Below are 23,704 nucleotides of genomic sequence, written 5' to 3'. Positions count from 1 at the left end.
TATTCTATTTTTTGATTATTGCAGCAATGATTGTATTGCAGCGCGGGCTGGTAGCGGTCGTACTGGATATGGCAGTTCGGGCACATATGGATCATTAATTCCATACCGGCTCTCTGGAGACTGTCGAGTTTGGTTTTGGTAACCTGGAGAAAGGTATTTTGTTAAGGTGGAGCTGAGAAAAGCCCATTCCGCAGGTAAGGGTGTGAGCGATATTTTGTCATAATTTGTCTAAAATATAGGTTACCTAATGCATAACTAGATATGCTAAAAATTAGAAGGATTATAATATATAAAGACTCCAATAAGATACAAACACTGATTCTATGTGGTAAAACTGTGAGATTTAAATAAAAATCAATGTATGAGAATATTCAGTAGAATTGGGAAGTTTATAGAGAAGTACTTGAATATATAAGGAGACAATATACATATTTATATAATTTCTGGCCAAATCATCAAACTGTCAAGGTCAAGGAACTATTACAGGCAATTACAGACTCAAAATCAGTTCGAAAATCGAATTGTTTGAGAATTTACACAGAAAACTTATAAGGAGTTAGATAAGAGGGATTTATGGAGTTCAGAAGTGCTTTCCAGGTACCGCCCGAACTCCACAAAACACGCCCTAAAGGCATGAGTTATGTTAGCTTTGTCTGTATTTAAGGCTTAGCTTGCCTGATTCTGCCTCCTGGGTATAAGATACACAGGAGATAAAGTAATGAACCGTAATAAAATTGGAGTAGGTATACTTGTTTTAGCAACACTGCTGATTGGTATGGTGTTAATGCCGGCAGTAAGTGCACAGGCAGAAAAAGATTATTCTGTAACTGCTGAGGAAGCTTTTAAGCATGCCAGTGCGAACATGATAAGTTTCATAGCAGCCGATGCACCAGGCTTTGAAAACTGGACCGGTGCATCTGTTGATCCCAAACCGGTTGAGCTTTATGACATAAATGGTCAGAAATTATTTTATCAATTCTCAGTATACAAAGAAAAAAAATTGATAGGTACAATTGACATTTATGCCAATAAAACGCTGGGAAACTCATTCAACGACATTGCATTTGATCCTGAAACTTATAAAGTGGCTGAAGCCATTAAGAAGTCAAAAGAAATCGCTAAAAATGAATACCCAGATGGGGAAATCAAATCAACTAAAATGGTTGTATACAGCTATCCAAGTATCGGGGCAATGACCATTATAAAAGATAAAGTCACTGGAGTTAAACACCGGATATTTGTAGATGCATATACTCTTGAAGAGGTAGAAGATAAACCTGCAACTGAAACCGAGCCTGGAGTTTGGTCAATGTATGAGATGAAATTGGAGAATGGAGTGGAAGAGAATTTAAAAGAGTGGGAGAAAAGTGATCAACTCATAAAATCTATAGAACAAGCAGCGGCGAATAAAGGAGTTAATATTAATGCGGCAGTCACGGAAGAAAATATTGAAAAACTAAGTGCTGACGTGGTAACGCCAAAAGCAAGTGGTATTACGCTTCCTGTTACCAAGCGTGGACAAGAAAACGATGTTTACTGTGGTTGCGCATGTTGCCAAATGATTGGTGAATACATATGTGATATATATCAGACACAAGATTACATCTACGAATTTGAAGGACATGACCCGGATAATCTGAAAGGAGGGCTCTCAATTCCCGACGCTGTAGATTATTGTAAAAGTTGGTCAGGATTAGCACAACGAGGCACAGATGATGATTATACACTTAGTTCTATGGGCGTCATTGGTGAGATTAACAATAATAGGCCTTTTATGAGTCTGATTAAAGGGCATTTTCGACTTTGTTATGGATACTTATCATCTGGTTCATTAGTTTATATGTATATTATTGATCCAAAGCCTGTTGGATCTGGCTCATATATAATTGAACGCTGTGGTGCTAATAACGAAGTCGCGCGTGTATATGTGAGACCTTCCTAAGATTCCTTAGAGGAGTTTGATAAACTTCGGTTTCAACGGTTGCTTATAGTTGCTTATAATTTATAATAGCCAGCCAAAAATTGGAGTTTATCTAGATCCTCGATGTATATTTTTTAGAATTGCAAAGGCACTCGTTATTGTGAAATCGTCATAGAACAACCTCTGTGTATTTCCGATATCATAAATCTTAATTTTCAATTATCATAATCGTCAATAGAAGTTCCTACGAATAGTAAGTTTCACAGGTCATTACGTTGCGGATATCATATCCAAGTAATCTTAATTGAAAGATAGGCGGCCTAATTAATGGAAATGAATAGACAAAAAATTTATCTATTTATGTTTGTTGCATTTTTGGCGATGACTACGGGATCAGCCGCCGGGGCAACAGCTACTCCTGGAGTTAACATGGAATTGATGGGACATTTTGGCGGGCAAATAGATGCCGTTGATATCGTTGGAAATTACGCCTACGTTGGACAGGGACAGGATCTTTTGATACTAGATATCACTAATTCTTCTTCGCCTGTTTTAGTGAGTAAGATTATGACAAAAGGTTTCGTAAATGATATCAAAGTATCCGATAACTACGCCTATGTAGCCGATGGTGATAGTGGTCTTGTGATCGTTGATATAAGCAACTCATCTTCTCCAATTAGAGAAGGAAGTTATGATGATGTTGGATCTGCTAGGGGTATTTCAATTTCGGGCAATTACGCCTACATAGTCGATGACAATAATGGTCTTGTAGTCATCGATGTAAGTAATCCATCTTCTCCAATTCTAAAAGGAAGCTGCAATACAGGCGAGCGTGCTAAAAGTGTTTCAGTTTCTGGCAATTACGCCTATGTAACCGATAATCATAGTCTTGCAATTGTGGATATCAGCAACCCTTCTTCCCCGATTCTTAAAGGAAGCTGCGATACTGGTGGATTGGCTTACGGTGTTTCGGTTTCAGGTAATTACGCCTATATAGCCGATTGGGATAATGGTCTTGTGATTGTTGATATAAGCAATCCGTCGTCTCCAATTCTAAAAGGAAGGTATGCTCCTCCCAGATCTACTAATAATGGATATTTTTTAAGCGTTTCAGTTTCTGGCAATTATGCCTATTTAGCTGATTACGAAAACGCTCTTGTAATTGTTGATGTAAGTAACTCGTCTTCTCCTACTTTCAAAGGGAGTTATGATACAAACGGACGTGCTGGAGATATTTCAATATTAGGCAATTATGCCTATGTAACCAATAATCATGGTCTTATGATTATTGATATAAGCAATCCTTCTTCTCCAATTCTAAGTGGAAGTTATAATAGTGTCGGATCTGTTTACGGTGTTTCAGCTTCCGGCAATTATGCCTATGTAACCGACTGGGACCAAGGTCTTATGATTGTTGATATAAGCAATCCTTCTTCTCCAACTCTCAAAGGAAGTTATGATACTGGCGGGCGTGCTAGAGGTATTTCGGTTTTAGACAATTGCGCCTACGTAGTCGATGACGATAGTGGTCTTGTGATTATTGATATAAGCAACCCTTCTTCTCCAATTATAAAGGGGAGTTGCAATACTACTGGAGGTCTTGGTGTTTCAGTTTCCGGCAATTACGCCTATGTAACCAATAATCGGGGTCTTGTGATCGTTGATATAAGCAATCCCTCTTCTCCAATTATAAAGGGAAGTCACAATATTACCGGATCTGCTTGTGGTGTTTCGGTTTCAGATAATTATGCCTATGTAACCGGTAATCATAGTCTTGTGATTATTGATATAAGCAACCTTTCTTCTCCAATTATGAAGGGAAGTTGTAATTTTACCGAATCCACTTGGGGTATTTCGGTTTCAGGCAATTATGCTTATATAACCAATGACCAAGGTCTTTCGATTGTTGATATAAGTAATCCTTCTTCCCCAAATATAAAAGGAAGTTGCAATAGTGTTGGGTCTGCATGGGGTGTTTCGGCTTCAGACAATTACGTCTATGTAGCCGGCATTGGTAATGGTCTAGTTATTCTGAAAGCAAATCCAGAGAAACCAGCACATCTTGTCGCAAATTTCAGCAGCAATATCACATCCGGTTATGCGCCTCTCTCGGTCCAGTTTAATGACAGTTCTCCTCAGACTGTAACTGCATGGAACTGGGACTTTGGAGACGGAGATAATTCTACGAATCAAAACCCGGTCCATATTTACTCTTCAGAAGGAACCTATACTGTTAACCTGACGATTAGCAATGCAAATGGTACAGCTTCAAAGACGCGTGAGATCAACGTACAAACTGCTCCCCATACGATTCCCGATAAATTTAATTTTTTAACTTTTTCCATTATTTTATTGTTCCTCTGTAAAAAATCAATCTGAATCGAGTAAAGAAACATACAGATATTTATACATAAGAACGATATCCCAAAAAGAAAAACAGGATAATTGGGCTAAAATATGTTTTTATCCTGAAATTATTTCACCTTGCAACCGTTTACTTTTGTCTTGAAATTGACTTAATTAATGAAGATTTTAGAAAAATATCCCGAATCCGCACTTTTGATAATGACGTTACATGAAAGATAAACATCGTTTGGGGAAAAGATGAAACGCAAAACTATATCAACGATATCGATTGACACTTTTTCTATTCTACTTCCATCTGCAGCAATATCTAATAAAGCATACAGAGGATATACCTTCATAAGAGTTTTAGGAATAACTGCACTTCTGATTTTAATACTGATAGGTGTAGCTGGTGCGGCTCCGTTTGCATATGTGACAAATCTGGGAGATTATGATCAGAGAGGTTATTATTACGATACGAATTATAATGGTACTCTTCCTACTCATAATGTCGCTGTAATTGACACAGCAACTAACAATGTTACAGCCAGAGTGCCTGTAGAAGGCTGGCCTAGAGATATTGCAGTCAACCCTGCAGGAACAAAGGTATATGTGGCAACTCCAGGATTCGGTCCAACTATCTCGGTAATTGACATAGCGACAAATACGGTTAGTGCTACAGTGAATGTAGGAGGTTATCCTATGCAAGTTGCAGTCAACCCTGCAGGAACAAAAGTTTATGTGACGGACCGTGATAGCACCAATATCTCTGTAATTGACACAGCTACAAATACTTTAATGGAACAGATTAATGTGGGGATGATTACTCGTAATGTTGTCATTAGTCCTGACGGAAAAAAAATCTATGTTACGAACATTTTCAACAATACTACTTCTGTAATTGACGCAATTACAAACAAAGTTACAACCACTATATCTGTAGGAGACAGTCCTTATGAAGTTGCAATTGCTCCTGATGGAAATAAGGTTTACGTGACTAATACAGGCAGCAACACTGTTTCTGTAATCGACACAACTGCAGACAATGTTACGGCCACCGTGTCCGTAGGAGATAACCCCAGTGATATTGCAGTCAGTCTTGATGGAAAAAAGGCATATGTGACAATCTCTGGTAACTACAATGATTCCGGTAACACTGTTTCTGTAATTGACACAGTAAATAACACTGTTACAGCCACAGTTCCTGTAGGAATTACTCCTTTAGGAGTTGCAGTCACACCGGACGGAAAAAATGTATATGTGACAAACGCCAACAGCGACAATGTATCCGTAATTGACACAGACACGGACACTGTTACGGCTACGGTGAATGCAGGAGTCCACCCTACTAATGTTGTAATTGTACCTCCTACAGATTCTGATATGACTGCCCAAAGCACAGAGGAAACCTCCAGTTCAACTGAAGACAGAGGGATTGAAGGAACTAATATTTCTTCATCTGAAGAAATAAACACTGTCGAATTAAATAATTACAGCGGTGAAAAGAATTCAGAATCTGGTAAGGATAATAGCTCAAATGAAAATGAACCGAGCAAAAATAATTCTACGCCAGGCTTCGGATTATTGGGAAGCCTGACCTGCCTGTCTGCAGGGTGGAAACTTGGGAAAAGGTAATTACCCGCCGTATTCTATTTTTTGATTATTGCAGCAATGATTGTATTGCAGCGCGGGCTGGTAGCGGTCGTACTGGATATGGCAGTTCGGGCACATATGAATCATTAATTCCATACCGGCCCTCTGGAGACTGTCGAGTTTGGTTTTGGTAACCTGGAGAAAGGTATTTTGTTAAGGTGGAGCTGAGAAAAGCCCATTCCGCAGGTAAGGGTGTGAGCGATATTTTGTCATAATTTGTCTAAAATATAGGAGACCTAATTTTGAGATAGACATGCCAAAAATTCAAAGGTTTATAATATATACAGGCCTACATTAGATACAAACACTGATTTTATGCGGCAAAACTGTAACATTTAAACAAAAATCAATATATGAGAATATTCAGTAGAACTGAGAATTTTATAGAGACGTACTTGAATATATAAGGAGACAATATACATATTTATATAATTTCTGGCCAAATCATCAAACTGTTAAGGTCAAGGAACTATTACAGGCAATTACAGACTCAAAATCAGTTCGAAAATCGAATTGTTTGAGAATTTACACAGAAAACTTATAAGGAGTTAGATAAGAGGGATTTATGGAGTTCAGAAATGCTTTCCAGGTACCGCCCGAACTCCACAAAACACGCCTTGAAGGCATGAGTTATGTTAGCTCTGTCTGTATTTAAGACTTAGCTTGCCTGATTCTGCCTCCTGGGTATAAGATCCACAGGAGATAAAGTAATGAACCGTAATAAAATTGGAGTAGGTATACTTGTTTTAGCAACACTGCTGATTGGTATGGTGTTAATACCGGCAGTAAGTGCACAGGAAGAAAAAGATTATTCTGTAACTGCTGAGGAAGCTTTTAAGCATGCCAATGCAAACATGATAAACTTTATCGCAACTAACACATCAGGATTTGAAAACTGGACAGGGGCATCTATTGATTCCAAACCATTGGAGCTTTACGATCCAACTGGTCAAAAATTGTATTATCAATTTTCGGTCTATAAAAATAAAACCCTGATAGGTATAATCGACATTGCTGCAGATAAAAGGCTTGGGCAAACAGTCCAACTTGTTTTATTTGAGCCAAAGCCTTTTGATGCCACTACAGTTATGAATAAATCAATAGAAATCGCCAAAAATGAATACCCAGATGGAAAAATCAAATCAACCCAGATGGTTGTATACGATTATCCTCTCGTAGGAGCAATGACTATAGTAAAGGACAAAACTACAGGAGATGAACATCGGATATTTGTGGATGCTTATACCCTTGATGTGGTACCAGATAAACCCGCAACTGAAACCGAACCCGGAATATGGTCAATATATGAGCAGAGATTAAAGAATGGGATAGAAAATAATCTAGAACACTGGCAAAAAAGTGATGAACTTGTTAAATCTATAGAACAAGCAGCAGCTACCAAGGGAGTTAGTATTAATGAGGCAGTCACTGAAGAAAAGATTAAAGAACTCAGTGCCGATATAACAAAATCGAGGACTGATGTTGAAGTAGATCTCGGTGCTACTGTATATGCGCAAATAACTAGTTACTACTGTGGTCCAGCAACTGCCAAAATGCTTACTAAATATTACAATGATGAAAGTCCTCACCAAACTACTATATATGAAATGATGGATGGGGTAGCCCCTAACGGGGTAAATAATTCCCAGCAGTTACTTTATTATCATTCAAGCAACGGATTAAATAAACCTAATTCATATGTAGAATATTCTATTAACTTTGAAGAAGCTACTAATGAGATTGACAATGGAAGGCCTTTCAAGAGTGCAGTTGATGGCCATGCTCGAATGTGTCGTGGATACAAAATAAGTGGTTCGGATGAGTATTTGCGTATAGGTGATCCTAACCCTGTGTATTTCCGTATACCTTATTGGGAAGCATTTGGTTCTGAAGTTAACCGTATATATGTGAGGAGTTAAAACTCCTCATTTTTTTCGGCGATTGATATGAGTAAAATTAGCAAAGTAGTAGTTGTTTTTATTGTTTTTCTAATTATCCTAGTACTGATGATGCAATCTCAAGGAGCTAAAGTAGCTGCTTTATCTATTCAATTTGAGAATGAAACTACTGAGCCGGAAGTTAAAGCCATTCTTGAAAATTACAACATACCTGTGAATTATACCATAGACTACAATTCTAATATTTCGCGTGGAAAGTACTACATAAAAGCAGATGAAGATAAAATCAATGAATTGAGGAAAGATGAAAACTGGACTTCTGTAGTTGAACTCAAAAAAGGAAATTATAACATAATTATGTTATCTGCAGAATTTGTTCCAGATGAAAATTTTCTTACAATACTGGAAAAAAATAACCTTCAATTGAAAAAGGCTGTTGTGTGTTATGTCCATTTTGGAGATGGGTCACCGGAATGGGTTGTGGGTAAGAATTGCGTTCTGGAAAAGGATGCAATTAGGATAAAAAATGAGCTTGAAACAAATGAGAAAGTTTTGACTGTAGGCCTGGATTATATTGAAGGGTAATACTCCAAGCTTCGGATCATTGGGAAGCTTGGCTTGCCAATATGGGAGTGGAAGTTCAAAAAGAAGTTACATGGGTTGGACAACCAAAAGTCGTTGGAAAAGTATATGCATTTAGATTCTGGTCCGATACAAAAACAATAGAAGTCTCTGATTCAAAAATCAACCATATATAAATGGGATTTACCCCCCCTCATTTTTAAGTGCTGGTATGAATAGAATCTATGAGGGAGTCGCTGATGTTGTTGCTTTTTAATGAGTCCATAAGTTGGGATTTAAAATGGAAGAAATAACATGTAATAAAACATATCGAGAGCATACTTTCACAAGAGTTTTAGGAATAACTGCACTTCTGGTTTTAATACTGATAGGAGTAGCAGGTGCAGCTCCGTTTGCATATGTGACAAATCTGGGAGATTATGATCAGAGAGGTTATTATTACGATACGAATTATAATGGTACTCTTCCTACTCATAATGTCGCTGTAATTGACACAGCAACTAACAATGTTACAGCCAGAGTGCCTGTAGAAGGCTGGCCTAGAGATATTGCAGTCAACCCTGCAGGAACAAAGGTATATGTGGCAACTCCAGGATTCGGTCCAACTATCTCGGTAATTGACATAGCGACAAATACGGTTAGTGCTACAGTGAATGTAGGAGGTTATCCAATGCAAGTTGCAGTCAACCCTGCAGGAACAAAAGTTTATGTGACGGACCGTGATAGCACCAATATCTCTGTAATTGACACAGCTACAAATACTTTAATGGAACAGATTAATGTGGGGATGATTACTCGTAATGTTGTCATTAGTCCTGACGGAAAAAAAATCTATGTTACGAACATTTTCAACAATACTACTTCTGTAATTGACGCAATTACAAACAAAGTTACAACCACTATATCTGTAGGAGACAGTCCTTATGAAGTTGCAATTGCTCCTGATGGAAATAAGGTTTACGTGACTAATACAGGCAGCAACACTGTTTCTGTAATCGACACAACTGCAGACAATGTTACGGCCACCGTGCCCGTAGGAGATGGAGATACCCCCAGTGATATTGCAGTCAGTCCTGATGGAAAAAAGGCATATGTGACAATCTCTGGTAACTTCAATGATTCCGGTAACACTGTTTCTGTAATTGACACAGTAAATAACACTGTTACAGCCACAGTTCCTGTAGGAATTACTCCTTTAGGAGTTGCAGTCACACCAGACGGAAAAAATGTATATGTGACAAAAGCCAAAAGCGACAATGTATCCGTAATTGACACAGACACGGACACTGTTACGGCTACGGTGAATGTAGGAGTCCACCCTACTAGTGTTGTAATTGTACCTCCTACAGATTCTGATATGACTGTCCAAAGCACAGAGGAAACCTCCAGTTCAACTGAAGATATGGGAGTTGAAGAAACTAATATTTCTTCATCTGAAGAAATAAACGCTGTCGAACTAAATAATTACAGCGATGAAAATAATTCAGAATCTGGTAAGGATAATGGCTCAAATACAAATGAATCGAGCAAAAATAATTCTACGCCAGTTTTTGGATTATTAGGAAGCCTGACCTGCCTTTATGGAGGTTGGAAACTTGGGAAAAGGTAATTATCCGCCGTATTCAATTTTTTGATTATTACAACAATGATTGTATTGCAGCACGGGCTGGTAGCGGTCGTACTGGATATGGTAATATGGTAGTCCGGGCACTATGGATCATTAATTCCACACCGGCTATCTGAAGGCTGTCGAGTTTGGCTTTGGTGACCTGAAGAGAGGTGCTCTTGTTAAGGTGGAGCTGGGAAAAACCCATTCCGCAGGTGAGAGCGTGAGCGATATTTTGTCATAATTTGTCTAAAATATAGGAGACCTAATTTTTAAATAGACATGCCAAAAATTCGAAGGTTTATGATATATAAAGATCCCCATAAGATACAAACACTGATTCTATGTGGCAAAACTGTGAGATTTAAATAAAAATCAATATATGAGAATATTCAGTAGAATTGGGAAGTTTATAGAGAAGTACTTGAATATATAATGAGACAATATACCTATTTATATAATTTCTGGCCAAATCATCAAACTGTCAAGGTCAAGGAACTATTACAGGCAATTACAGATTCAAAATCAGTTCGAAAATCGAATTGTTTGAGAATTTACACAGAAAACTTATAAGGAGTTAGATAAGAGGGATTTATGGAGTTCAGAAGTGCTTTCCAGGTACCGCCCGAACTCCACAAAACACGCCCTAAAGGTATGAGTTATGTTAGCTTTGTCTGTATTTAAGGCTTAACTTGCCTGATTCTGCCTCCTGGTTATAAGATACACAGGAGATAGAGTAATGAACCGTAATAAAATTGGAGTAGGTATACTTGTTTTAGCAACACTGCTGGTTGGTATGGTGTTAATACCGGCAGTGAGTGCACAGGCAGAAAAAGATTATTCTGTAACTGCTGAGGAAGCTTTTAAGCATGCCAGTGCGAACATGATAAGTTTCATAGCAGCCGATGCACCAGGCTTTGAAAACTGGACCGGTGCATCTGTTGATCCCAAACCGGTTGAGCTTTATGACATAAATGGTCAGAAATTATTTTATCAATTCTCAGTATACAAAGAAAAAAATTGATAGGTACAATTGACATTTATGCCAATAAAACGCTGGGAAACTCATTCAACGACATTGCATTTGATCCTGAAACTTATAAAGTGGCTGAAGCCATGAAGAAGTCAAAAGAAATCGCTAAAAATGAATACCCAGATGGGGAAATCAAATCAACTAAAATGGTTGTATACAGCTATCCAAGTATCGGGGCAATGACCATTATAAAAGATAAAGTCACTGGAGTTAAACACCGGATATTTGTAGATGCATATACTCTTGAAGAGGTAGAAGATAAACCTGCAACTGAAACCGAGCCTGGAGTTTGGTCAATGTATGAGATGAAATGGGAGAATGGAGTGGAAGAGAATTTAAAAGAGTGGGAGAAAAGTGATCAACTCACGAAATCTATAGAACAAGCAGCGGCTAATAAAGGAGTCAATATTAATGCGGCAGTCACGGAAGAAAATATTGAAAAACTAAGTGCTGACGCGGTAACGCCAAAAGCAAGTGGTATTACGCTTCCTGTTACCAAGCGTGGACAAGAAAACGATGTTTACTGTGGTTGCGCATGTTGCCAAACGATTGGTGAATACATATGTGACATATATCGGACCCAAGATTACATCTATGATTTTCAGGAATGGCATGACCATAATAATCTGAGTGGAGGACTCTCAATTTCCGACGCTGTAGGTTATTGTTACTATACTCAGCAACAGGGTGGATTAGGACAACGAGGCACAGATGATGATTATACGCTTAGTTCTATGGATGCAGTCGGTGAAATTAACAATAACAGGCCTTTTATGAGTCTGATTAAAGGGCATTTTCGACTTTGTTATGGATACTTATCATCTGGTTCATTAGTTTATATGTATATTATTGATCCAAAGCCTGTTGGATCTGGCTCATATACGATTGAACGCTGTGGTGCTAATAACGAAGTCGCACGTATATATGTGAGACCTTCTTAAAATTCCTTAGAGGAGTTTGATGAACTTCGGTTTTAACTGTTGATTATAGTTTTTACACATAACCAGCTAAAAATTGGGGTTTATCGAGATCCTCAGTGCAAATTTTTTAAAGTTACAAAGGATACTCGTTACTATATCCACGTAATCAAAACGATGAATAACTAAAACACATCATCACTTGCGGTGTGGTAGAAATGAGTAATGTTAGAAAGGAAATTGTTGCCTTTATTGTTTTGCTGAGTCTCTTACTCTTATGGACACTATTTACACAAGCTCCAATTAATACATCTACTTCAGTTAATACATCTACTCCAGTTAATATATCTACTCCAGTTAATACATCTACACCGGTTAATACATCTATTCCAGTTAATACATCTACTCCAGTTAATACATCTACTCTAGATCCTGAATCTCAAGTAGCTGGTATGGCTATTCAATTTAAAAATGGAACTTCTGAGTCTGAAGTAAAATCCATTCTTCAAAACTATAACATGACTCGGAACTATAGAATAACATTTGACGCTAATCATTATCCGGAATATTACATAATGGTGAACAAAGAAAATATAACAGATGTAAAAGGTAAACTTGAAAAAGAGAAAACTTGGACTGAACCTATTCCAGCTATCGAAAAAGGAAATTATTACATAATTACAATATCTGAACGAGTTATTCATAATAAAAATTTTATTATGATGTTAAGTAAATATAATCTTCAATTGGAAAAGTTTGTTTGGTGTGATATCCGTTTTCTTTATAGTGATGGACCTCTGACGTACTGGATTTCGAAAGAAGATGCAACAAGGTTAAAGAATGAACTCGAACAAAATGAAAATATTTTTACTATACGATTTGATTACCTTTATCCTCCATATGACCCCACGACCTAAGAGGCTGCCTGAAAATTAGATTTAACTGTTTCACCTGAAATTATTTTGTCTTGTAACTCGTTTGTTTTATCCTGAAATTGACTTAAATTGATGAAGATTTTAGAAAGATATCCTACGTCCAAATTTTTTGATAATGGCACTGGCATGAAAACAAACACTGCTTGGGGAAAAAGATGAAAAGTAAAACTATCTCAACAATACATATCAACACATTTTCGATTCCATTCCCATTTGTGACAAGGTCTAATAAAGCATGCAGAGGATATACCCTCATAAGAGCTTTTGGAATAACTTCACTTGCGATTTTAATACTGATAGGCATAGCAGGCGCAGCTCCATTTGCATATGTGACAAGTCCGGGGAAAAACATCAACATTGGCACTGTCTTTGTAATTGACACAAAAACTAATAATCTTACAACCATGGTGGAGATTGAAGGCTACCCTGGCAAAGTTGCAGCCACACCAGATGGAACGAAAATATATGTGACAGATTCAAGTATAGGTAGCACTACTGTCTCTGTAATTAACACAGAAACAAATACACGAAGTGCCGCAGTGGATGTAGGAGGAAGTTCTTGTGGAGTTGCCATTAACCCGACAGGAACGAGGGCATATGTGGCGATCCGTGACAGTAACACTGTCTCAGTAATTAGTACAGCCACAAACAGTGTGATAGATACTTTAAATGTTGGAACTGATCCTTGGGCAGTGGCTATCAATCCAGATGGAACGAAACTATATGTCACGAACCGTCGCAGCAACACTACTTCTGTAATTAACACGGCTACAAACAATATTATAGCCACTGTAAATGTAGGAAATTTTCCGATTGGAGTTGCAGTCACTCCAGATGGAACAAAAGTTTATGTGTTGAACGCTCGCAGTAATAATGTCTCTGTAATTGACACAGCAACTAATAATGTTACAACTACAATTTCTGTGGGGAATCGTCCTGGTAGAGTTGCAGTCACTCCGAATGGAAAAAGGGTATACGTAACGAACTGGGAAGATGACTCGGTTTCCGTAATTGACACAGCAACTAATGATGTTACAACTACAATTTCTGTAGGAACTCATCCAAATGGAGTTGCAGTCGATCCAGATGGAACAAAAGTATATGTGGCGAATTATGACAGCAATAACCTCTCCGTAATTGACGTAGCCACAAATAATGTTATAGCCACTGTAAATGTAGGATATCATCCATCAGGAGTTGCCTTTGGCCATTTTATAGATTCTAATGTAACTGATCAAAGCACAAGGGTAACCTCCAATGCAACTGAAGATGTAGATGTTGAAAAAACTAATCTGTCATCTGAAGAAAAAAGCACTGTCGAACTAAATAATTCAAACAATAATAATTCAGAACCAGATAATGGTAATAGCTCAGGTGAAAATGAATCGAGCAAAAATAACTCTACTCCAGGATTCGGGTTATTGGGAAGCCTGACCTGTCTGTATGGAGGGTGGAAACTCAGGAAGGACTAACTAATACAGACTTGGATAATCGGATCGCTAGCGACTTATAATTATTCATTTCCTTTCTGGTTTAATAAACAAACTATTGAAACCTCTGGTTCTAAAATTAACCGTATAAATTAACCGTGTATAAGAGAGGGATTAAACTCCTCACCTTTTTGAGTGGTTGATATGAGCAAAATCGGCAAGGAAATAACTATTTTTATTGTATTTCTAACTCTCGTAGTGCTTTTGGGATTGTTTACAAACCCACCAAGTGATATTAGAACGCCAGCTAACAATGAGCTTAAGGTGGGTGGTATGAACATCCGATTCGAAGACGGAACTTACGAATCGGAAGTTAAAACTGTTCTTGAAAACTATAACATGACTACGAACTATAGCATAGATTGCAACACGGGTTCTGTGGGAAACAAATACTACATTATGGTAGACAAAGATAATCGAGATATAAGATGCGAATTGAGAAAAGAGATGGAGGAAGAGAATAAAGATTGGATTCATTTGGATTCGGTTAGGATACGAATCATTACAAATGTGTTATTTTTATTGTAATTTCCGTCAACTACAAAATTGGAAATCAATATTCGGTTCAAATATGAGTAGCCAATTTAGGGTAAACAAAATCCTTAACCGAATCCAAATTATATTGGATTATATCTTCTTCTGCTACTGGCATCAGAAGAGGAGATTCTTACGTAATCGCGGTATCCGAACAGGCTGTCAATGATGAAAAGTTTCTTTCGATACTGAATAAATATGACACTCAGGTGAAAAAGTTCGTCTGATGCTATATTCGCTTTGAAAAGCCGGACGGATCCAGGTATTGGATTCCGGAGGAAGATGCAGTCAAAATGAAAAATGAGCTCGAAAATAATGAAAGTATTTTTTCCGTATCTATTGACTACATTAATGATCAGTAATTTAGATACATATTTTTAAAAACGTTTCAAGCCGTGCCCCTCTTCACTTCCATTGTAATAAAAAAGGTAGCCAGTTCTATTTAAAAACTGGACTTTAGATTATGCCGGTCTTCTCAAGAAAACCTTCCAGAGGCACGGAGTGAGTCTGGAAACAGCATACTTTGTAGGGGTCTGCTCCCATTGAGGGGGCTACGAACTGGGCAATGTTCATGTGCACCATGTCGTACTCTACCCCGAACTCTTTTAACAGGCTGGTAGCGGTCGTATGAATATTGCAGTTCTGGCACATGTGGATCATTAATTCCACGCCGGCTCTCTGGAGGCTGTTGAGTTTGGTTTTAGTAACCTGGAGAGAGGTGCTTTTGTTAAGGTGGAGCTGAGAAAAACCCATTCCACAGGTGAGGGTACTGGTGGTATTTTATCAGAATTTGTCTAAAATGTAGATGATCTAATTTTTGGCGAAGCCTGTCTAGGTTTAGAGATTCGCATGCCTGACAGGCTCGTATTGGATACAAACGCTGATTTTTTGCTATAAAACTATGAGCCGTTCACAAATATCACTATACGTGAGTATAAATTTCATTCCTGACGTTTGTATATAAATTAATGAATATATAGTGAGGCAATATGTTTATATATATAATTTCTGGCCAAATCATCAAACTATTACAGACTATTACAGACTCAAAATTAGTTCGAAAATCGAATAGTTAAAGGATATGGTCAGAAAGCTTATAAGGAGTTAGATAAGAGTGATTTATGGAGTTCAGAAGTGCTTTCCAGGTACCGGCCGAACTCCACAAAACACGCCCTGAAGGCATGAGTTATGTTAGCTCTGTCTGTATTTTTATGTTAGCTCTGTCTGTATTTAAGACTTAGCTTGCCTGATTCTGCCTCCTGGGTATAAGATACACAGGAGATAAAATAATGAACCGTAATAAAATTGGAGTAGGTATACTTGTTTTAGCAACACTGCTGGTTGGTATGGTGTTAATACCGGCAGTAAGTGCACAGAAAGAATCGTCGAATGTGACTTACTCATTAGGTATGATCAGCGAAAAACAGGCAGAAGAAGTTGCATCTTACTCTATAAAAGAGATTTCTGGATCTGTACCTAATTTTGAAGACTGGGGAGACGCGACTGTGAAACAATCTACTGCTTACTACGATCTTGATGGTAAAAGGTCAGCCTATTCATTTAACGTTATCGAAAATAAGCAACAAGCAGGGTACATATTCATTTCAGCGACAAAGGATAACTATCCAGTTTTGGAGTTTTCAAAAGGCAAAATACCTAATGAAATTCCAGAATTTACAACCCGTTCTAATTTACAACCCGGTCTAAATCACTGGCACAAGAACGTGCCAACAAGATAAGGTTAGAAAGTAATGAAAAAGAAGAACTGACTATAGGAAAGATGAAACCTCTTTATTTAGGCCCAACCTTCTACTACGCAGAGTATGCACTAATCGATACTGAAGGTAAGGCTAAAGAAAAAGTAATAGTGGATTTACCATTTTCAACTATAGTAGATTTTAATAAATCAAATGTGAGTATTCCCGTAAATGAAGAAGACTGTTTATTTAACAACACATATTTACAACAGCAACAAGAAATGAGAACACAAAATTCAAACACAAAATGGACTGTCTTAGAAAAAGAAATAGCTAATTCCTCAAGTTATTCTACGTCTTCCAGTTCAAAAACGATCAGTGGTGTACCTAAGTATGGCTGGCTCTGTGGTTGTTCTCCAACTGCGTCTGGGATGGTATTAGGATATTGGGCCAGCCATGGATATTCTTACTTAATAACGGGGCCTGATCTAATTAGGGAATTAGCTACTACGATGGGTACAGAGTGGCCGGGAAATGGAGCAACCTGGCCATGGGCTATTGACAATGGTATAGAGACAGTTTGCAATAACCATGGATATAATAACTTTGATGCAAGCAATGATATCTATGTCTCATGGTCTGAGGTAAAAACCGAAGTGAATGCAGATAAGCCTTTCGTGCTTAGCATGCTAAACGGTGGGACAGGTAATGGTTACACTCAGCCATATGGCGATCATAGTGTTACCTTTGTGGGATACTATGATGGAAGTAGCGATTATGTATATATCCATGATACATGGGACACGAGTAATAAACACTACCTAACTTTTGGGAGCTGGACTGGAGCTATGGCAACATGGGTGAGGCCTTAACCACCCATTATATTTTTATTGAATTGAGGCACATAAATGTTTCACAAGAAAATAAGTAAAAAAATAGCATTTTTGATATTTTTGATAATTGCTCTTATTGGAGTATGGTTTATTTTCGATGTTATTTCAATTGGTCCAGGTTTACCCCCCTCAGAGGGCATGCCAGGATGGTACATACCAGGAGCCTGGCAGGGGAATGAACTGGGCTGTACACCACTTTTTCCGAAGATTTCTCCTTACTGTAATGCAGGAAACTATTCTGAAAGAAAATTTATAAATGTCTGGTACTTTGACGATGAATCTAAATTTTTAAAAGGGGAAAATACCCTTTATGAGTATCTGGAAGAAAACGGTAATGTATCCCATCAGGGGCTGAATATTAGTGCAGAACTTCAGAAGGTAATTGAAAAGCGTGAAGCTAAAAATTCTTGGAGACCCATTTATGGTCCTTACTCCTTTAATGCAACTGAGTATATGAGTCCGGAAACATCAGGATATTTTCTGGTGTACAAGCATTCTTTCCTTAAGGAGAGAGAAGATTATTTCATAGTTTATTATGGAATCAGGGGAATGGCGAATCTCACTGAAGAAACACCAGAAATAAAGAAATTGATTGCTGAGTCCTATTATATGGCTAATGGAGAAGGGAAAGTTGATAGCTTAAAGCCGGAGGATAAAAAAGGTAATTTATTTTCATGGATTGAAACAAAGTATGTGTGACAAACGCCGAAAGCGACAATATCTCAGTTATCGACACGGCAACAAACACTGTTACGGCTACGGTGAATGCAGGAATCTATCCTACTGGGATTGTAATTGTGCCTCTTACGGATTCCAATATGACTGCCAAAAGCACAGGGGCAACATCCAATGAAACTGAAGACATAGGGATTAAAGAAACGAACTTGCCATCTGAAGAAATAAACACAAGTGCCAGTAGAAGATACAAAAACACAAGTTAATGATGAGCTTAAGGTGGGTGGTATGAACATCCGATTCGAAGACGGAACTTACGAATCGGAAGTTAAAACTGTTCTTGAAAACTATAACATGACTACGAACTATAGCATAGATTGCAACACGGGTTCTGTGGGAAACAAATACTACATTATGGCAGACAAAGATAATCGAGATATAAGATGCGAATTGAGAAAAGGGATGGAGGAAGAGAATAAAGATTGGATTATATCTTCTTCTGCTACCGGCATCAGAAGAGGAGATTCTTACGTAATCGCGGTATCCGAACAGGCTGTCAATGATGAAAAGTTTCTTTCGATACTGAATAAATATGACACTCGGGTGAAAAAGTTCGTCTGGTGCTATATTCGCTTTGAAAAGCCGGGCGGATCCAGGTATTGGATTCCGGAGGAAGATGCAGTCAAAATGAAAAACGAGCTTGAAAATAATGAAAGTATTTTTACCGTATCTATTGACTACATTAATGATCAGTAATTTAGATACATATTTTTAAAAACGTTTCAAGCCGTGACCCTCTTCACTCCAATTGTAATAAAAAAGGAGCCAGTTATACTTTGAAACTGGACTTTATATTATTCCGGTCTTTTCAAGAAAACCTTCCAGAGGCACGGAGTGAGTCTGGAAACCGCATACTTTGTAGGGGTCTGCTCCCATTGAGAGGGCTACGAACTGGGCAATGTTCATGTGCACCATGTCGTACTCTACCCCGAACTCTTTTTCGATCACGGGCTGGTAGCGGTCGTACTGGATATGGCAGTTCGGGCACATATGGAGCATTAACTCCACACCGGCTCTCTGGAGGCTGTCAAGTTTGGCTTTGGTAACCTGGAGAGAGGTGTTCTTGTTAAGGTGGAGCTGGGAAAAGCCCATTCCGCAGGTGAGGGTGCGGTCTTCGTACCAGCGCACAGGGGCTGCCCCGCAGGCTTCGGCTATCGTGTCTATAAGCTGGGGGTTTTCGGGGTTTCCGATTACGTCAAGGTATTTGACTTTATAATAGTGGCAGGCGTGATGAGAGGCTGCTTTAACACCGGGGAAATCGAACTTTATCTCTTCTTTGATCTTTTCGACTTTGCTCAGAAGGACCTCGACTGCATGGTAGATATTGGTTCTCGGGTTCATGTCTCCTTTTTCATAGACAAGGTCGTCAAAGCCTTTTTCGCGGAAGATGGAGTTGACTTTTTCCCGGACCTCATCGTTGGTGTTAAGGAGTTCGCATGCGTCTTTGTTTATGGCATAGCAGGTCGAACAGAGGCAGGTAATGTTCGGGTACCCGCACTTTCTGGCAACGGCAAAGTTCCGGGCTGCAATGGCGGCTGTTGTAAGCCCTTCAAAGACATCGGTATAGTGGCCTATCCCCGTGCAGCAGGACTGCTCATCATTTATGCAGTAATCTACCCCGAGCCGGTCAAACACGTAACTGGTGGCTGTTTCGATTCCGGGGTATTCCTGCCCGACCATGCAGCTCTTAAACAGTAAGAGCTTCCTGTCCGGGATACTCGCTATCGCTTTCAAAGCCGAAGTCTCCGCTGTTTTTCTTGTTTTCAGTGCAGGCTGTCCCTGTGCGGTCCGTCTTCATAAACCCGTGGATTCTTTTTTCCTGGACCCTTGCTTTAATCCACTTTTCCCTTTCGAAATATCCCGTGCTTTCAAGAATAGCCTGGACCTCTCCATGGGTGTTCCTCACATCCCTGGCACTGAGCCCCAGTTCGGAACGGATTGGCTCAAGGCTCCCTTTAATTCCGATCCAGCGCTTTCCAAGGTCTCTTTCCATGTTTTTGATGCCGGCGCCCGGGACCTTGCTTGCTCCGTTTTCTCCGAGGTGCTCTCCGATCTCAAGGAAATAGGCAAGCTTTTCAACCCCTATTCCTTCGTTGATAGCCATCTGCCGCAGCACCTGCACGATTGTTACAGGGCTGTTGTTCCTGGGGCAGCGCAAATTGCAGGAATAGCAGTAGAAGCAGGACCAGATCATTTCGGACTCAAGGACACTGCGGTCATTTTCGAGCACTTTTTTTACGATCTGCCGCGGGCTGTAGTCAGTAAACCGGGCTGCAGGGCAGGAAGCAGTGCAGGCTCCGCACTGGATACAGCGGTCCAGTCCGAGGGATTCAGGGGTTCGGATACTTTTCTTTGCGGTCTCTGCAAGAGTTTTACACTCCGGGGTATCGTATTTGTTTACATATGGCATCATCTTATCATCTCTCCTTCCCTGGCAAGGCTCGTAAAAGTTCCTGCAAGCCCTTTTGTGTTCGGGACATAGGCTTTCTTGAAATAGATCCGGTTTCCTGGATCCCCAAGTTCCTCTTTGAGTTTCTCAAAGTGGCTGACAGTAAGAGGATATATCACCTCAGCCCTTGGATTGTCAGGCGGGTCTTCTACAAAAAGGACAGAGGATGCCCCGTGCCTGAAAGCATGCAGCACCAGGTCACTGTCCACCACAAGGCCCGTCGGGACCTTTATCAATTTAACATTTGAAGGGTAAGTGAGTACGCTGTTACCGATATTGTCACAGGTAAGAGAAGCAATCCCACTGTTTACAAAGCCTAGCACATCCCCTTCTTCGAGCACGCCCTCCATCTCGGCTTTCAGCTGGAGTTTCGTAAAGCCTGCGATCTGGACGGCTCCTTCTCCGCAGAGCTCGGTACAGTATCCGCAGCCTGTGCAGATAAGCGGGTCAAGCACGACCCTTCCGCTCTCATTTACGGAGAGGGCATCAAAGGGGCATTTAAGGCATTCTCCGCAGCGCGTGCAGAGCAGCTGGTTAATAGTCGCAATTTCATTATCCAGCACCTTCGGGCTGTCTGTAATGAAAGCCCTTGCCCTTACGGCTGCAAGGCCTGCCTGGGCAATGGTATCGGTAACGTCCTTGGGGCTCTGGGCAGTGCCGCAGACAAAGATCCCGTCAAGAGAACTGTCCACGGGTTTCAGTTTGGAGTGCCTTTCCTTGATAAAACCGCTTTCGTCCTGGCTCAGGTTCAGCACACTGGCAATTTTTCTGGTTCCGGGAGACGGCACCATTGCCGCGGAGAGCACAACCAGGTCGGCAGGAATTTCCCTCATTTTCTGGTCAAGTGTATCTTCGACCCTCACGACAAGGCTCTTGTCCGGCTTTTCAATAACTTCGGCCGGCCTTCCCCGCACAAAGTTGACTCCGGTTTCCTGAACTGCGCGGTAATAGTTTTCGTAGAAACCAAAAGCTCTGACATCAATATAACAAATCGTGATTTCCATTTCCGGGTATTTTTTCTTAATCAAGCTTGCGTGTTTCAGGGCCGCCATGCAGCAGTATCTGGAACAGTAACGGTTTCCTCCTTCTTTTTCGTCCCTTGAGCCCACGCACTGGATCATGACTATTCTTTTCGGCGTTTCGACATCAGAAGAAAGGTCAGAAGAGGGATCAGAGGAATTTTCACACCCTGAAGTGCAGGCTGCGGGTGTCGGAACCGCAGAAGCCGTACTGAAGTCGGAGATCCTCAGGAGTTCTCCTTTTGTCGGGCCATTGATGCCGAGAACTCTGGCAAGTTCCATCTGGGTCAGCACGTTCTCAAAAATCCCGTATCCGTACTGGGGTTTCTGGGAGACGTCATACTCCTCAAACCCGGTGGCAACAACAACCGCCCCAACGTTAAGTTCAACGATTTCTTCCTTCTGGGAAAAGTCAATTGCTCCGTTTTTACAGGCATCCGCACATTTTCCGCAGGCTTCTCCGTTCAGCTGGAGGCAATAATCGGGATCTATACAGTAGATCTTGGGGACTGACTGGGAGAAGCGCAGAGAAATTGCCTTTTTGTCCATATATCCGCAGTTGAACTCGTCTTCAACCTGGACAGGACAGACCCGGCTGCACCTTCCGCATGCTGTGCAGCTGTCTTTGACGTATCTTGGCTTTTTCTTTAGCCTGACCGTAAAGTCTCCTGCGCTTCCGCTCAGGCTTTCAACTTCGGTCCGGGTCAAAAGTGTAATTTTCGGGTGGGCTGCAACCTCGTTCATCAGAGGGCTGAGCGAGCACATTGCACACTCTTCCGCAAGCTTATCCGGGGAAAAGATCTTCCCTATTTTCGCCATCTGCCCGCCAATGCTTGTGTTTTTCTCAACTAAAAAAGTGGAAACTCCGTTATCTGCAAGGTTCAGTGCAGCCGTTATTCCTGCTATCCCCCCACCGATAACAAGGGCCTGCTGAGCGATATCTACTTTAATTTCGTCCAGGGGTTCTACATTTTCCAGGCGTTTGAGTTTGGCCCGCAGGAGGGAAAGAGCTTTATCTGTAGCTCCGGTCCTGTCAGGGTGCACCCAGGCACACTGTTCCCTCAGGTTTGCAATTTCAAGCCCTGCCCTGTTCAAGCCGGTTTCCTGTATGCACTTTTTGAAGAGAGCACCGTGTTTGGAAGGAGTACACGAACCTATTACCACCCTGTCCAGGTTCCCCTCCAGAATCTTCTTTTTAATCAGCGCCTGTCCCTGGCTTGAGCACATGTATTCATAATCAAAAACCGAGATCCCCTCTGCCTTAAGGGTTTTTTTCACGGAATCAATATCAACGTGTTCGGAAATGTTCCCGCTGCAGTGGCAGATAAATACGGCAGCTTTGGCCAGCCCGTCAGTCATCCCATCAGTCATTATACTAAATCTTTCAGGGATTCATATTTAAGATTTGCCGGAAAATGTTGGATGATTCACCCAAAAAGGGCATATTTCAGGAAGTAATTGCCAAAATGAGATAGATACATTAGGATATCAGAGATTTCAACATTCCTCTGCCTGAGTTGAGTTGCAGCTTCACGTTGAGAATGTTATCCAAACTTAGGGACTGTCTGGCAAACTGAATCTTTGCATTTTTCATTTATATAGTTGAATTGCTGATCATGGTCATGATGGGAAGCTCCTTCTATTGTCTTCCTATTAGCCTGTAAACTACGACCAAGCATATGGAGCCCTAAGCTATAATCTTTCCATTTCTAAGCAAATCGTTATGTTAAATTGAACATATCTATTCTCAATCACGATTTTGCAAGTATTCCTGCTTAGTTAGCCAAGATGTCAGTTTTATACTCACAAAATACATTTTCCTTGCTTACATCGTATGTTAGTGTTTCGTTGTGTAAACACTCATACAATTAATATATAATTATATAGATGCTTATTTATACTATAAAGTAGGTAACTCATTTCTGTATTTCATTATATAATAGTTGTTATGTTCAAACAAACATAATGGATATGTACATAGATCCGGTGTGGAAAG

The 23,704-nt window shown here is 40.0% G+C and carries 22 protein-coding genes and 1 pseudogene; 18 read left to right on the top strand and 5 right to left on the bottom strand.

Going from position 1 to position 23,704, the window contains the following annotated elements; translation table 11 throughout:
* The first annotated feature begins 718 nt into the window (after nucleotides 1-718).
* From MSSIT_RS15655 to MSSIT_RS15600, 13 genes and pseudogenes are all read left to right on the top strand, one after another.
* Entirely contained in the window at nucleotides 719-1,942 is a 1,224-nt protein-coding gene (locus tag MSSIT_RS15655; protein WP_048173498.1) for a cysteine peptidase family C39 domain-containing protein, read from the top strand.
* A gap of 360 nt (nucleotides 1,943-2,302) precedes the next feature.
* Nucleotides 2,303-4,300 (top strand): PKD domain-containing protein, encoded by a 1,998-nt coding sequence (locus MSSIT_RS15650; RefSeq protein ID WP_231589894.1) that lies wholly within the window; start codon nucleotides 2,303-2,305, stop codon nucleotides 4,298-4,300.
* Nucleotides 4,301-4,525: 225 nt separating this feature from the next.
* Complete coding sequence (locus MSSIT_RS15645; protein ID WP_082089040.1) at nucleotides 4,526-5,902, top strand: YncE family protein; 1,377 nt, start codon at nucleotides 4,526-4,528, stop codon at nucleotides 5,900-5,902.
* A gap of 728 nt (nucleotides 5,903-6,630) precedes the next feature.
* Nucleotides 6,631-7,839: a C39 family peptidase gene (locus MSSIT_RS15640; RefSeq protein ID WP_048173497.1), complete on the top strand. Its 1,209-nt coding sequence runs from the start codon at nucleotides 6,631-6,633 to the stop codon at nucleotides 7,837-7,839.
* A 27-nt stretch (nucleotides 7,840-7,866) separates the two neighbouring features.
* A complete protein-coding gene (locus MSSIT_RS15635; protein ID WP_048173496.1) occupies nucleotides 7,867-8,403 on the top strand; it encodes a UPF0228 family protein in 537 nt (178 codons plus the stop codon).
* A 41-nt stretch (nucleotides 8,404-8,444) separates the two neighbouring features.
* Nucleotides 8,445-8,576, top strand: coding sequence for a hypothetical protein (locus tag MSSIT_RS25400; protein ID WP_269430792.1), 132 nt, complete (start codon nucleotides 8,445-8,447; stop codon nucleotides 8,574-8,576).
* Between the two features lie 104 nt (nucleotides 8,577-8,680).
* On the top strand, nucleotides 8,681-10,009 hold the full coding sequence (locus MSSIT_RS15630; protein WP_048173495.1) for a YncE family protein: 1,329 nt from the start codon (nucleotides 8,681-8,683) through the stop codon (nucleotides 10,007-10,009).
* A gap of 736 nt (nucleotides 10,010-10,745) precedes the next feature.
* Nucleotides 10,746-11,030 carry a hypothetical protein gene (locus tag MSSIT_RS25010; RefSeq protein WP_048173494.1) on the top strand — a complete coding sequence of 95 codons (285 nt, stop codon included), beginning with the start codon at nucleotides 10,746-10,748 and terminating at the stop codon, nucleotides 11,028-11,030.
* Complete coding sequence (locus tag MSSIT_RS15620; protein ID WP_231589892.1) at nucleotides 11,027-11,980, top strand: GTPase - sulfate adenylate transferase subunit 1; 954 nt, start codon at nucleotides 11,027-11,029, stop codon at nucleotides 11,978-11,980. The genes MSSIT_RS25010 and MSSIT_RS15620 overlap by 4 nt, the downstream gene beginning before the upstream one ends.
* Before the next feature lie 194 nt (nucleotides 11,981-12,174).
* A complete protein-coding gene (locus tag MSSIT_RS15615; RefSeq protein WP_231590561.1) occupies nucleotides 12,175-12,873 on the top strand; it encodes a UPF0228 family protein in 699 nt (232 codons plus the stop codon).
* 173 nt (nucleotides 12,874-13,046) lie between these two features.
* Nucleotides 13,047-14,363 carry a YVTN family beta-propeller repeat protein gene (locus MSSIT_RS15610; RefSeq protein WP_082089039.1) on the top strand — a complete coding sequence of 439 codons (1,317 nt, stop codon included), beginning with the start codon at nucleotides 13,047-13,049 and terminating at the stop codon, nucleotides 14,361-14,363.
* A gap of 162 nt (nucleotides 14,364-14,525) precedes the next feature.
* Nucleotides 14,526-14,909 carry a UPF0228 family protein gene (locus MSSIT_RS15605; RefSeq protein WP_230626495.1) on the top strand — a complete coding sequence of 128 codons (384 nt, stop codon included), beginning with the start codon at nucleotides 14,526-14,528 and terminating at the stop codon, nucleotides 14,907-14,909.
* A 98-nt stretch (nucleotides 14,910-15,007) separates the two neighbouring features.
* Nucleotides 15,008-15,277, top strand: a pseudogene (locus tag MSSIT_RS15600) (UPF0228 family protein).
* Between the two features lie 94 nt (nucleotides 15,278-15,371).
* On the opposite strand, the gene MSSIT_RS15595 reads toward MSSIT_RS15600, so the two are convergent.
* Nucleotides 15,372-15,668: a hypothetical protein gene (locus MSSIT_RS15595; RefSeq protein WP_048173493.1), complete on the bottom strand. Its 297-nt coding sequence runs from the start codon at nucleotides 15,666-15,668 to the stop codon at nucleotides 15,372-15,374.
* A gap of 536 nt (nucleotides 15,669-16,204) precedes the next feature.
* On the opposite strand from MSSIT_RS15595, the gene MSSIT_RS15590 reads away from it, so the two are divergent.
* Genes MSSIT_RS15590 through MSSIT_RS15570 form a run of 5 tightly spaced genes read left to right on the top strand, consistent with a single transcriptional unit; the run spans nucleotide 16,205 to nucleotide 18,936 of the window.
* On the top strand, nucleotides 16,205-16,654 hold the full coding sequence (locus tag MSSIT_RS15590) for a hypothetical protein (protein ID WP_048173492.1): 450 nt from the start codon (nucleotides 16,205-16,207) through the stop codon (nucleotides 16,652-16,654).
* Nucleotides 16,655-16,695: 41 nt separating this feature from the next.
* Nucleotides 16,696-17,484, top strand: a complete 789-nt coding sequence (locus MSSIT_RS15585; RefSeq protein WP_048173491.1) for a C39 family peptidase — start codon at nucleotides 16,696-16,698, stop codon at nucleotides 17,482-17,484.
* A gap of 36 nt (nucleotides 17,485-17,520) precedes the next feature.
* Nucleotides 17,521-18,204, top strand: coding sequence for a hypothetical protein (locus tag MSSIT_RS15580; RefSeq protein ID WP_048039238.1), 684 nt, complete (start codon nucleotides 17,521-17,523; stop codon nucleotides 18,202-18,204).
* Nucleotides 18,201-18,446 (top strand): hypothetical protein, encoded by a 246-nt coding sequence (locus MSSIT_RS15575; RefSeq protein ID WP_048039237.1) that lies wholly within the window; start codon nucleotides 18,201-18,203, stop codon nucleotides 18,444-18,446. Before MSSIT_RS15580 ends, MSSIT_RS15575 begins: the two co-directional genes overlap by 4 nt.
* Nucleotides 18,447-18,468: 22 nt before the next feature.
* The gene (locus tag MSSIT_RS15570; RefSeq protein WP_082089038.1) at nucleotides 18,469-18,936 is read left to right on the top strand and encodes a UPF0228 family protein; all 468 of its coding nucleotides are present in this window, start codon (nucleotides 18,469-18,471) and stop codon (nucleotides 18,934-18,936) included.
* 93 nt (nucleotides 18,937-19,029) lie between these two features.
* On the opposite strand, the gene hdrB is transcribed toward MSSIT_RS15570, so the two are convergent.
* The 4 genes from hdrB to MSSIT_RS23560 form a co-directional block, all read right to left on the bottom strand.
* Complete coding sequence (gene hdrB, locus MSSIT_RS15565; RefSeq protein ID WP_048173489.1) at nucleotides 19,030-19,974, bottom strand: ferredoxin:CoB-CoM heterodisulfide reductase subunit HdrB; 945 nt, start codon at nucleotides 19,972-19,974, stop codon at nucleotides 19,030-19,032.
* Nucleotides 19,928-20,653, bottom strand: a complete 726-nt coding sequence (gene hdrC / locus MSSIT_RS15560) for a ferredoxin:CoB-CoM heterodisulfide reductase subunit HdrC (protein ID WP_048173488.1) — start codon at nucleotides 20,651-20,653, stop codon at nucleotides 19,928-19,930. Before hdrC ends, hdrB begins: the two co-directional genes overlap by 47 nt.
* Entirely contained in the window at nucleotides 20,650-23,079 is a 2,430-nt protein-coding gene (gene hdrA, locus MSSIT_RS15555; protein ID WP_048173487.1) for a ferredoxin:CoB-CoM heterodisulfide reductase subunit HdrA, read from the bottom strand. The genes hdrC and hdrA overlap by 4 nt, the downstream gene beginning before the upstream one ends.
* A gap of 173 nt (nucleotides 23,080-23,252) precedes the next feature.
* The gene (locus tag MSSIT_RS23560) at nucleotides 23,253-23,387 is read right to left on the bottom strand and encodes a hypothetical protein (protein ID WP_148705796.1); all 135 of its coding nucleotides are present in this window, start codon (nucleotides 23,385-23,387) and stop codon (nucleotides 23,253-23,255) included.
* Nucleotides 23,388-23,704 lie beyond the last annotated feature (317 nt).

The organism is Methanosarcina siciliae T4/M, from assembly GCF_000970085.1.
GTDB lineage: Archaea > Halobacteriota > Methanosarcinia > Methanosarcinales > Methanosarcinaceae > Methanosarcina > Methanosarcina siciliae.
This window is presented reverse-complemented; position numbering and strand designations above follow the sequence as displayed.